The organism is Bacillus sp. LR--39 (assembly GCF_053613335.1).
In genome coordinates this window covers 1-555 of sequence record NZ_JBSIOT010001402.1, presented here as the reverse complement: position 1 = coordinate 555, position 555 = coordinate 1, and the positions used below count along the sequence as shown (strand labels likewise).

General features: G+C 47.6%; 2 protein-coding genes. Both read left to right on the top strand.

All coding sequences use genetic code 11. From position 1 onward, the window contains the following. Window positions 1-340, top strand: a 340-nt coding sequence (locus ACWHAR_RS30765) for a PD-(D/E)XK nuclease family protein (RefSeq protein ID WP_452088896.1), incomplete at its 5' end; no start/stop codon positions are given. After that, window positions 327-555, top strand: a 229-nt coding sequence (locus tag ACWHAR_RS30760; protein ID WP_452088895.1) for a UvrD-helicase domain-containing protein, incomplete at its 3' end; no start/stop codon positions are given. The genes ACWHAR_RS30765 and ACWHAR_RS30760, both read left to right, overlap by 14 nt.

The following is a 555-nucleotide window of genomic DNA, read 5'->3' as shown; positions in this document are numbered from 1 at the left end:
CCTTCAAGAGGGACGTTCAAATATCATAAACGCCGGCTTGAAAAAAGACGGATCTCTTAGATCAGACTCGGCCGCAGTCGGTGAAAAGGAATTTGATCTTTTGACAAAGCATGTGCGCCGCACCTTCCAGGAAGCGGGCGAACAAATCACCGACGGACGCGTATCCATTGAGCCGTACAAAATGAAGAACAACACGCCGTGCACATACTGTGCGTTCAAATCAGTATGCCAATTTGATGAATCACTGGAAGAAAACGAGTATCGCCTATTAAAGGCTGAAAAGGACAAGACAATACTTGAGTGGATAAAAAAGGAGGCGGATGGCAATGAACATTCCTAAACCAGCAGACAGCACATGGACAGATGACCAATGGAATGCCATTGTTTCAACCGGCCAGGATATTCTTGTGGCAGCGGCTGCAGGCTCTGGTAAAACCGCTGTGCTCGTTGAACGAATGATTCGGAAAATCACCGCGGAGGAAAACCCAATAGATGTAGACCGTCTTCTCGTTGTGACATTTACAAACGCCTCAGCGGCAGAGATGAAGCACCGAA